Source organism: Streptosporangium sp. NPDC006013 (assembly GCF_040614275.1).
Classification (GTDB): Bacteria; Actinomycetota; Actinomycetes; order Streptosporangiales; family Streptosporangiaceae; genus Streptosporangium.
This window is the reverse complement of record NZ_JBEXUE010000373.1, coordinates 1-10,098: the sequence shown is the minus strand read 5'-3', so window position 1 is coordinate 10,098 and position 10,098 is coordinate 1. Positions and strand designations below refer to the sequence as shown.

The following is a 10,098-nucleotide window of genomic DNA, read 5'->3' as shown; positions in this document are numbered from 1 at the left end:
TGAACGCCTTCGCGATCACCTTCGAAGGTCGTCTGTCCCCGAGTTCTCGATAGAGAAATTTCAAAACCGAGTTACACCGTTAACTGGACACACCCGTCACGCCTCTGACTCCGCCTATTTCATCCTCGTGTTATAAGTGTCGCCGCTTTCAGGATGGGTTCGCAGGCTAGCTTTAGTCCTGTGCGATCGCGCCCAGGTTGCTCATTCATCTGGTCAATCTTGGGTTCGAGAGCTCCTAAGAGACGTAGGGCCTCCACAACGGCAGCAGTGCCGTCGAAACCATAGGCGTACGGGTCGCCGAGTACGGCTGCTCAACCTCGCCGTACATTCTGAGTAGTTCGGCCAGATCGCCGGCGGTGTCGGCCTGTGGGGTGCGAAAACCCGGATGTGGCCTCTGGCCTGTGATCATCGCCTCGTCTATGCGGCCCGCCGGTACTGGTTGATCAGACCGTCAAGTACCTGTCGGCGCTGCAGGCGGACCTGATCGAGGTCGGTGGGTGTAGCGGGGGCATGTGGTGGTTGAGGCGGCCGACGGTCTCGTGATGAAGGATTCTCCCGGGCCAGGCGCAACACCGCCTCCCGGATCTCCGCGCGGGTAGAGGGATGCCCCGGGTGTTTGGACGGGTAGGTCCACCGGCGCGTCACCAGGGCACGGTGCCAGCTCAGCAACATCGCCGGGGTGACGAAGAAAACATCCCATGACGAGCGGGGAAGCAGCCGCGAGCACGGCCCGATCTCCAGGCTGGAGATCGGGCCGGTTCACCTGACGGCACAGCACAGCGACCTGATGGCGAAGCACCACGATCTCGATCGCTTTGGCCCGATCACCGCGACCCAGCAGGACCAGAAGCTGAAAGACACGCCCGAGAATGAGATAGAGGCAGGACCACAACACCGTCAGCGGGATGCCCGAGACCTCATCATGCTCGAGCCACACACACCCAGGTCAACCTCGGCGGCTGAGTTTCCGCACCCCGCAGGGCGCGTCAGGTCGCTGGGCAGGTCACCGGCTTGCCGAAGGCGTGGGTGAAGGTGCTGTGGACGAGCTTCTTCCAGGGGCCGAAGGCGACGGCGACCGACTGGGTGATGGTGCCCGTGACCGAGACGCGGTGCTTGGGCGAGTAGTAGTTGAAGGAGCCGAAGAACCCTCCGTGTCCGTAGATCGTCTCGTCGGCGACGGTCTCGGTCTCGATGCCCATGCCGTACGGCGTGCCCGCCTTCTCGCTCTGCGGGGTGATGGTGAGCATGGTCTTCAGGGTCCGTGGGTCCTTGAAGACCTTGCCCTCGAACAGGCCGCGTATGAACGTCGTCAGGTCACCGGCGGTGCTGACGAGGCCGCCGCCGCCGAAGGTGTCGAAGGTGGGGTTGAAGCCGTGGGTGTCGAGGTCGCCGAGGTAGGGGTGGGCCATCGGGCCAAGGGGCCGCTCCCAGTACTCCAGGTAGGTGTGCTTCATGCCGAGCGGCTCCAGGAGCAGCTCACGGTAGAGGCGGTGCAGCGGCATCCCCGCCGCATCCTGGGCGACGAGCGCGGCCAGGACGTAGCCGCTGTCGGAGTAGCGGTAGACCTCGCCGGGCTTGCCGTAAGGGGTGCCGTGCTCGATAGCCCAGGTGACGAGCTCGGTGGGGCTCCACGTCTTCTGGGGGTGCGCCAAGACGTAGTCGTACCAGGAGGCGTCTTTCACATAGTCGAAGACGCCGGAGGTGTGGGTGAGGAGCTGGCTGACGGTGATCTCAGAGCCGTACGGCAGTCGCGCGATCAGCTTGGGGTCCAGATACTTCGAGATGAGGTCGTCGAGCCCGAGCTTGCCCTGCTCCACCAGCTTCAGCACGACGGCCGCCGTCACCGTCTTCGTGCTGCTGGCCGTACGGAAGCCATCGGAAACGCGCAGATCGCGCCCGCCGCGCTGAAACTTGCCGCTCGCGTCGGTGAAGCGCCGGCCGGGCCCGTCGACCTGGAGGATCGCGCCGGGGACCGGCGATCGGACCGCCTCGTCGATGAGGCACTGATACATGCGCGGGGACGCCTGGGCGGGGCTCGTACCAAAAATGAGGACCAGAGCCGCGCAGAGCGCGGCGATCAGCGTTCGCAAGGGTCACAACTCCTGTCGACGGAAGCGGGAAATGAGCTGGTGGACCAGTAGGAGACCGCCGAGGACCGCAGCGACGCCCACGACCACGGGGAGCGCGCCTGGCGAGGTGGCCACGGCCACGAACGCCAGCACCAGCGCGACGATCACGGTCCAGGTCAGCCACGGATGGCCCCACATCCGCAGCGGCAGCGGCTCCAGCGCCTGGCGGCGGAGTCTGAGCTGGCTGAACGCGATGAGGACGTACAGGACCAGGACGAGCTGCCCGGCGGTGTTGATCAGCAGGCCGAACACGGCCTGCGGGTCCACCGCGTAGGCGGCGAACATGATCACGAGGGCCAGGCCCGAGCCGAGGAGCAGCGCCCGCGTGGGCACCCCTCTGGCATTGACGCGGGCTATCGCGGCGGGCGCGTCGGCGCGGGAGGCCATCGCGGTCAGGATGCGCGAGGCGCCGTACATCGCCGCGTTCGCCACCGACAGGACCGCGACCAGGATCACCACGGTCATGGCCGGGCCCGCGCCGGGGATGCCGAGCCGGTCGATGGCGGTGACGAAGGGGCTGTCCTCGCCGTTGGCAGGGACCTGGTTCCAGGGCACGATCGCGAGGATCACGAAGACCGAACCGACGTAGAAGATCAGCACTCGCCAGACCACCCGGATGGTCGCCCTGGCGATCTCCTTGGCGGGTTCCTGCGACTCGGCGGCCGCGATGGTGACGATCTCCGCGCCGAAGTAGGAGAACAGCACGGTGACCAGGGCCGTGGCGACGGCGCCCCAGCCATTGGGGACGAACCCGCCGTACTCCGTCAGGTTCGACAGCCCGACGCCGCCGCCGGGCCACAGCCCGACGATGAACAGCAGCCCGGCCGCGATGAAGGCGACGATGACGACGACCTTGATCGTGGCCAGCCAGAACTCGGTTTCGCCGAACAGCTTCACCGAGACCAGGTTCGCCGCGGTGACCGCCACGACCAGCGCGACCGCCACCGGAAGCACCGGCAGCGACGGGAGCAGCGAGCGCAGCAGCTGGGCTCCCGCCACCCCCTCGAACGCGACCGCCGCGATCGCGAAGAGCCAGTAGCTCCACCCGGCCAGGAAACCAGCGCGCTCCCCCAGAGCAAGGCGCGCGTAGTCGGCGAAGGACCCCGAAGTGGGGCGGGCCGCGGCCATCTCGCCGAGCATCCGCATCACCAGGACGACGATGACACCGCCGAGCACGTACGCGATCAGCGCGGCGGGCCCGGTGTCGGCGATCACCTTGCCGCTGCTGACGAACAGCCCGGCGCTGATGATGCCGCCCAGGCCGATCATCGTCATGTGGCGTGACTTGAGCCCGCGCCTTAACGCTGGAGGGTGGTCGAGTTCGGTCATGCCGTTAAGCTCCCTTGAAACGTGGCGGCACGCTTCTGGGCGAAGGCGTTGACGCCCTCGATCATGTCGGCGCTGTTGAGGCAGGCGAGCAGGCCCTCGATCTCCACGGCGAGGACTTCCGGCAGGTCCAGCTCCCACACCTGGGTCATGGCCTGCTTGATGAGCCGTACGGGTGTGGGCGCGGCGGCGGCCACCTGCTCGGCCAGGGCGAGCGTGATGCCGGGCAGTTCGGCGTCGGGGACGAGCCTGCTGACCAGCCCGGTCGCGTACGCCTGGGCCGCGTCGATGCGCTCGCCGGTCAACAGCAGGTCGACGGCGCGGCCGTGCCCGACCAGCCGGGGTAGGAAATACAGCACGCCGTTGCTGGGGAAGAAGCCTCGGTGCACCTCCTTGAGCGCGAACGTGGCGCTTTCGCCGGCGATCCGGATGTCGCTGGCCAGCGCCAGTTCCACGCCGATGCCCACCGAGAGTCCGTTCACCGCGCAGATGATCACCTTGGGGTGCTCGGTGAGGAGCATGGTCAGCTCCTGCAGCGCCTTGGTGCGCTCCTTGAGGAGCTCCGACTCCTCCCCCAGGTGCCCGGCCAGTTCCTTCAGGTCGGTACCCGCCGAGAACGCCCGACCGGTGCCGGTGAGCACGACCACGCGCACGGCCGGGTCGTCAGCCGCCTCCTCCAGGGCGGTGACCAGCTCACGGTAGGTCTGGTCGCGGAAGGCGTTGAGCACCTCGGGCCTATTGAAAGTGATCACCATGGTGGCGCCCTCGTGGCGTACCTTCAGGTCGGTCATCGTTTCCCCGTCTCTCTGTCGAATGCCGTCTCACGGCTGATGGGCAGCAGATGCTTGGCTATGCGCTCGGATGGGGTCATCGGGAACGCGTCGACGAACTCCACGAACCTGGGCACCTTGAAGGCGGCCAGCCGCGCGGCGACGAACGCGGTCAGTTCGGCCGGTTCGACCGGCGCGACGAGCTGCACGAGGGCCTTGGCCTCTTCGCCCAGTACGTCGTCGGGCACGGGGATGACGGCGGCGGCCCGCACCGCCGGGTGCTCGGCCAGTACGGCCTCCACCTCGGCGGCGGCGATGTTCTCGCCGCCGCGCCTGATCATCTCCTTGAGCCTGCCGGCGAGGTGGAAATATCCTTCGGGGTCGCGGTAGCCGAGGTCGCCCATCCGGTACCAGCCGTCGGTGAACAGCGCCTCCTCGCGGCCCCAGTAACCGAGCATCATCGGCTCGCCGCGTACGACGATCTCGCCGACCTCGCCGTCGGGCAGCGTGGCGCCGTCCTCGCCGACGACCTTGGCCTGCTTGCCCGGAACCTCCCGGCCCATCGCGCCGGTGCCGACGCACGCCGTGTCGTCGGCGGCCACCGCCAGCACCACGCCCGCCTCGGTGCTGCCATATGCCTCCCGCCAGGGCACGCCCCAGCGTTCCTCGAAGGTGGTATGCAGGTCGGGGGCGATGCCCGAGCAGAGCATGAGCCGCATCCGGTGGTCGCGCTCGACGGCGGGGTCGGGCGGCTGCTTGAGCAGCATCAGCGGCATCGTGCCCAGCACATAGCTGAAGGTGACGCCGTGCTCGCGGACCGAACGCCAGAAGGTGGAGGCGGAGAAGCGCTCCAGGATCACCAGCGGGATCCCGGCCAGCAGGGCCAGGACCGTGTTCCACTGCGGGTCCATGTAGTAGAAGGGCTGCGCGGTAAGGTCCACGTCGTCGGCGGTGACCAGCGCCATCTCACCCGCCAGCTCCGCCAGGTGCAGCCAGTAGCCGTGGGTCAGCATGCAGCCCTTGGGGAAGCCCGTGGTGCCCGAGGTGTACTGCAGGTTGAGCAGGTCGCCGCGGGTGAGGTCGGGCAGCTCGTGGACGGCCTCGGCCTCGGCCAGCTCGGCTCCCGCGTCGAACGCCCCGTCCGCGGATTCGACGGCGGGGCCCGCGTCCGCGGGGTCGAGCAGCCCCACCTGGCCGATCTTCACTTCCCGCAGCGCCCGTACGGCTTGCGCCGTGCCGGTCAGTGCGAGGACCGCGCCCGAATCGCCGATCACGTGGGCCAGGTCGGCGCTGCGGTAGCCGGGGTTGACCGGCACGATGACCGCGCCGAGCTTCGCGATCGCCAGCCACGCCACGGGGAAGCCGACTCCGTTGGGCAGCATCACCGCCACCCGGTCGCCTCGCCGTACCCCTCGGGCGGCCAGCACGTTCGCCAGGCGGTTGGTACGGTCTTCGACCTCGGCCACCGACGTCGATCGGCCGCCGAATCTGAACAGCACCCGCTCCCCGTCCTCCCCGGCGCGTTCGCGCAGCAGGTGACCGAGACTCCGCGCGCTCACGCCCGGGTCGCCAGGTCGAATATGGCCACCAGCTCGGCCGCGCAGCCGGTCAGGTCGACGGCGTGCTCGTCGAAGACCCACTGGAGCATGACGCCGTCGATGGCGCCCTGGATCGTGGTGGCCAGTGTGGAGGGATCGAAAGCCCTGAAGGCGCCGCTGTCCTGGCCCTGTCGCAGCAGGCGCTCCACGTGGCGGCGGCACGGGTCGTACATCGTGGCGTTGAAGCGCTGTTTGGCCTCCGGGGAGCCGAAGCTCCCCCAGATGTCGACAAGGGCCACAAAGTTGTCCCGGTTGTCGATCATGAATTCGAAGCTCGCCTCGACGTAGGCGCGCAGCTTGGCCGCAGCGTCCTCGGCGGCGTCGACCCGCGCCTTGACGAAGCTGTTCGTCTCGACGAACAGTGCGTTGATGACCTGCTCGATGAGCTCGTCACGGCCGGAGAAGTGGTAGGAGATCACCCCTCTGCTGACTCCCGCGTCGGCCGCGATCTTCGCCAGCGACGAGTGCGCCAGACCGTTGGCCGCGATCGTGGAGATCGCGCCCGTCACGATCTGCTTGCGGCGAATCCGCTCGATGAGGGAACCTTTTGGACCGTCGTGCTTAACTTTTGACCTCATGGCCAGGATTCAAGCGGTGTGGTACAAAACCGGCAAGAGCAAGTGGAGAGGTCAACGGTTTACCCTCAGAACGGACCCCCCATGAACGATCCGAAACTCGCCCGCCTGGGCGAGCAGGAGCGCGAGATCCTCACCCTGATGGCCGAAGGCTGCTCGAACGCGACGATCGCCGCCCGGGTCTGCCTGTCCACCGCGTCGGTGGAGCGGCACATCTCGGCCGTGTTCGCCAAGCTCGAACTGCCGCACACCGCTAACCGCAGGGTGCTGGCCGTACTGAGCTACCTGAACCAGGCTCCTCGACAGTGATGGTCCGCGCTCTCTGACTGATCGGGATGGACTCCCGATTCGTCGGCTCCGCCTGACCGGACCGGGCCGCCTTCGGCTGCGGCTGGTCTCGGCCATGGCCGTATCGAGTTCCCGGTCAACACCGTCCAGCCCACAACCCCGACCATCTCCTTCGACCTGACCTGGCCGCTGCCCTACCTGCCCCTGTGGGAAAGCGATGAATGGGGCGGAGGCTCGAACAGGACGATCGAAGTGAAGATCAACCCCAACGCGATCCAGAGCTGAGCGACATCGAACCTGCCTCCGGCTGAGCTCGCGCTCTTCAGCGATCGCCTCACTGAGCGGGCAGAAAGGGCAGATGTCGAAGTCGCTGAGCTGCGCGAGTGTCGACCGCCGTACGCGTCGCCGTACGGCGGTCGTCCGCCGTACGTGCGCGATCCACCTTCCCCAACAAGACTGCCGTTAAGCAAGGTCACAGCCAGCGACGCCGCGGGCGACCTCACTGGTATAGACGCTCTCGTCCCCAACCCGACCCTGGGCAGGAAGACGAGCTGGATGAGCGCGTACCCAGCGTGGTCTCGGACACGAGGGCCCTCCTTGCAAACGACAGGGGCCATCGCCGAGGCGGACCGTGACGCGGCGTGCAATCCGCGTTAGCGCTGGTAGCCGATCTCGGGGAACTGCGCCGAAGGGGCCTTGAGCAGGGCGGAGGGGTGGCTGCGGAGGTGCTCATCGAAGAAGGCCGCCGGGTACTCCCTCTGGAAGGCGAGCGCCTGTTCCACCGGGATGGTCCCCACCAGCTCCTCCAGATCCGCCTTCCCCAACCCCAGCTGCGCGGCAGCCAGCCGGATCAGCACCACGTCGTCGCCCATGGAGTTATGCCCAGCGCCCTTGATCGTGAGGTGCAGCCGCCACCCGGTCAGCTTGTCCCAGAACTGCCGGACCAGGGGGTTCTTGTCCATGCCGCCCTTGCCCGTAGTGTCCACCACGACGAATGGGCGGTCCAGAGACCCCCGGCCCTCGTCACTCTTGCCGAGTTTGGCGCCGTCCAGCCCGAACCCGGCCTTGATCCGCGTGTCGGCGAACATGGCGGACGCCGTGGTCCAGGCGCCGAGCGAGTGGCCGAACATCCCGATGCGCTCCAGGTCGAACGAGCCCGCCTTGTCGAGCGAAGGGAGCTGGTCGAGGACGAAGCGCACGTCGGCCACCCGGACGACGACGGCCTGGTCGAGGTCGGTGGGCTGCTTTCCGGCGACCACCCGGCCGCCGGGGAACTCCACGACGGCCGCGTCGTACGGATGGTCGATCGTGACCACGACGAAGCCGCGGCTGGCCAGCTCCTGCGCGACTCCGGTCCCGTAGGAGCGGGAGGCGTCGAGGCCGGGCGAGTACAGGATCACGGGCAGCTTGCCCAGCCCGGTGTCCATCGGCGCGCCCTCATATCCGCTGGTGCGGTCCAGGCGCAGCCCGGTGATGCCCTGGTCGCGCATATAGTGCTCGGCTGCTGCCTTGGGCATCCACGGTGCCACAGGAAGGCCGGCCGTCGTCTTGGCCGGGTACCACAGGCTGATCATCAGCTCCCGCCCGCGCTCCGTGTCCTCCAGGCGCGTCGCGGTCGTGCCCACCGGGTGGGGTCCGGACGGCTTGGGCGGCTCGAACGTGACCGGCTGCCGCTCCGAGCACGCGGTGACCAGCACCAAGAGGCAGGCGAGGAGGAAGGTGGTTCGCTTCATGTCTCCAGGCTCGCCTCCGGCCGGGCCGCCCGCCTCGGCCGCGCGACCGAACCTGCCGTCAGCCCAGAAGGGTACGAAGGTCGAGGAGCTCGGTACAAAAATGGACGCCACCTACCTGGAGGGGCGGGAGCGCCCCCGCGGCCCGATGGCCCACCCGTACTCGGCGACCTCGACACCCACGGAAGAAGCTCATCGCCAGCGCCCTGGCCGCGTCACTCGGGCGGCCCGTGCCGGGTTGTGAGTGACCTACCTGGTGTAGGTCACCTCGGGAAAGCGCGGCGTCGGCCTGTCCAGCAGCGGGGACTTCCGCCCGCGCAGGAACCGGTCGAAGAAGGCCAGCGGGTACGCACGCTGGAAGGCCAGCGCCCGCTTCTCCGTGATCGTCCCGACGGATCCTGTCAGCTCCTCCTTTGGCAGCCCGATCAGAGGCGCGACCTTCCTGATGAGCCGGACGTCGTCGCCGAAGGAGTTGTGCGCCGCCCCCTTGACGGTGAGGTTGAGCCGCCAGCCGCGCAGGTTCTTCCAGAACGTCTGAAGGACGGGGTTGGTGGCCAGCCCGCCCTTGCCCGGGGTGTCGACCACCAGGTAGGGCCGGTCCAGCCCGGCCTCTGCGACCGGACCGAGCACCGCGCCGTCGAGCCCGAGCCCGGCCTTGATGCGCTTGTCTGCGTACATGGCCGAGGAGGTGGAGGCGCCGCCGAGGGAGTGGCCGAACATCCCGATCCGCTTCATGTCCAGCACCCCCGACAACCCCGCCGGGAGCTTGTGCGCGGCCAGTTGGTCGAGCACGAACCTGGTGTCGTCGGCGCGCACCTTGGCCGCCTTGACGAAGTCGGTGATCTCACCCGTGGGGTTGGTGGCGACCCGGCCGCTGGGGAACTCCACGACGGCCGCGTCGTAGGTGTGGTCCATAGTCACCACCACGTAGCCGCGGCTGGCCAGCTCCTCGACCACCCCGGTGCCGTAGGAGCGCGAGGCGTTGGCGCCCGGCGAGTACAGCAGCACCGGCAGCTTCCCGAGCCGCCGGTCGGCAGGGGCGCCCAGATGACCGTCCGTCGCGCCCAGCACCAGCTTGCCCGGCGGCACGCCGAGCGCGCGCAGATAGCGGTCGGCAGCCGCCTTCGGCATCCACGGCGCGACCGGGTATCCCGCCGTCTTGCGCGCCGGATACCAGATGCTGATCATCAGTTCGCGCTTGTTCCCTGCCACCCACGGGTCGGTCCTGGACTTGTCGACCAGGTGCAGCGCGACCGTGCCGATCTTGTGCGGGCCGGTGGGGGACGGCGGCTCGAACCGCACCGGGGCGGTGGCCGCGACTGCCGGGGCGGCGGCCACCGCCAGGAGCGCGACGACGCCGATCACGAGAGTTGTTCGTTTCATGCTCTCCACGCTGCCGTCCGGGCAGGCGTACGGCATCGCGCCGCGGAACGAATCTCGCCTCAGCCCAGGACGCTACGCGAAAACCGCTGCTCCTCCTCGCGGACGATATTACTTCCCGGCCGGTGACCTGCGCGGATACTGTCGGCTGGTGAACGAGACCCTGGTGGTGCACAGGCTGCGCCACGGCCACTGGGTGGCCCTGGACGTGGCGGCCGCGACCTGCGTCCCGGCGAGCACCCGATACACCGGCTGGTGCTGCTGGCCAACAGGGCGCAGCTCACCGTGATGCTGGGCCGCCC

General features: G+C 68.3%; 9 protein-coding genes. 1 reads left to right on the top strand and 8 read right to left on the bottom strand.

All coding sequences use genetic code 11. From position 1 onward, the window contains the following. Positions 1-986: 986 nt before the first annotated feature. From ABZ260_RS38025 to ABZ260_RS38005, 5 genes are read right to left on the bottom strand one after another with little or no spacing between them, the layout of a single operon-like run. Positions 987-2,090: a serine hydrolase domain-containing protein gene (locus ABZ260_RS38025; RefSeq protein WP_355627170.1), complete on the bottom strand. Its 1,104-nt coding sequence runs from the start codon at positions 2,088-2,090 to the stop codon at positions 987-989. 3 nt (positions 2,091-2,093) lie between these two features. After that, positions 2,094-3,458, bottom strand: coding sequence for an amino acid permease (locus ABZ260_RS38020; protein WP_355627168.1), 1,365 nt, complete (start codon positions 3,456-3,458; stop codon positions 2,094-2,096). Beyond that, positions 3,455-4,246, bottom strand: coding sequence for an enoyl-CoA hydratase-related protein (locus tag ABZ260_RS38015; RefSeq protein ID WP_355627166.1), 792 nt, complete (start codon positions 4,244-4,246; stop codon positions 3,455-3,457). Before ABZ260_RS38015 ends, ABZ260_RS38020 begins: the two co-directional genes overlap by 4 nt. Then, the gene (locus ABZ260_RS38010) at positions 4,243-5,784 is read right to left on the bottom strand and encodes an AMP-binding protein (RefSeq protein ID WP_355627164.1); all 1,542 of its coding nucleotides are present in this window, start codon (positions 5,782-5,784) and stop codon (positions 4,243-4,245) included. Before ABZ260_RS38010 ends, ABZ260_RS38015 begins: the two co-directional genes overlap by 4 nt. Continuing rightward, a complete protein-coding gene (locus tag ABZ260_RS38005; protein ID WP_355627162.1) occupies positions 5,781-6,401 on the bottom strand; it encodes a TetR/AcrR family transcriptional regulator in 621 nt (206 codons plus the stop codon). The genes ABZ260_RS38010 and ABZ260_RS38005 overlap by 4 nt, the downstream gene beginning before the upstream one ends. A gap of 81 nt (positions 6,402-6,482) precedes the next feature. Between ABZ260_RS38005 and ABZ260_RS38000 the strand changes: the two genes are divergently transcribed. Continuing rightward, positions 6,483-6,707: a helix-turn-helix transcriptional regulator gene (locus ABZ260_RS38000; RefSeq protein ID WP_355627160.1), complete on the top strand. Its 225-nt coding sequence runs from the start codon at positions 6,483-6,485 to the stop codon at positions 6,705-6,707. A gap of 632 nt (positions 6,708-7,339) precedes the next feature. Here ABZ260_RS38000 and ABZ260_RS37995 read toward each other — a convergent pair. The 3 genes from ABZ260_RS37995 to ABZ260_RS37985 all read right to left on the bottom strand — a co-directional run. Then, the gene (locus tag ABZ260_RS37995; protein ID WP_355627158.1) at positions 7,340-8,419 is read right to left on the bottom strand and encodes a lipase; all 1,080 of its coding nucleotides are present in this window, start codon (positions 8,417-8,419) and stop codon (positions 7,340-7,342) included. 246 nt (positions 8,420-8,665) lie between these two features. Beyond that, complete coding sequence (locus ABZ260_RS37990) at positions 8,666-9,799, bottom strand: lipase (protein ID WP_355627156.1); 1,134 nt, start codon at positions 9,797-9,799, stop codon at positions 8,666-8,668. 108 nt (positions 9,800-9,907) lie between these two features. Beyond that, the coding region (locus tag ABZ260_RS37985) for a hypothetical protein (RefSeq protein ID WP_355627154.1) at positions 9,908-10,098 on the bottom strand (191 nt) is incomplete at its 5' end.

Excerpts from the sequence above, each read along its gene's own strand:
- ABZ260_RS38020 (WP_355627168.1), bottom strand. The coding sequence starts at position 3,458 with ATGACCGAACTCGACCACCCTCCAGCGTTAAGGCGCGGGCTCAAGTCA.
- ABZ260_RS38015 (WP_355627166.1), bottom strand. The coding sequence starts at position 4,246 with ATGACCGACCTGAAGGTACGCCACGAGGGCGCCACCATGGTGATCACT.
- ABZ260_RS38005 (WP_355627162.1), bottom strand. The coding sequence starts at position 6,401 with ATGAGGTCAAAAGTTAAGCACGACGGTCCAAAAGGTTCCCTCATCGAG.
- ABZ260_RS38000 (WP_355627160.1), top strand. The coding sequence starts at position 6,483 with ATGAACGATCCGAAACTCGCCCGCCTGGGCGAGCAGGAGCGCGAGATC.
- ABZ260_RS37995 (WP_355627158.1), bottom strand. The coding sequence starts at position 8,419 with ATGAAGCGAACCACCTTCCTCCTCGCCTGCCTCTTGGTGCTGGTCACC.
- ABZ260_RS37990 (WP_355627156.1), bottom strand. The coding sequence starts at position 9,799 with ATGAAACGAACAACTCTCGTGATCGGCGTCGTCGCGCTCCTGGCGGTG.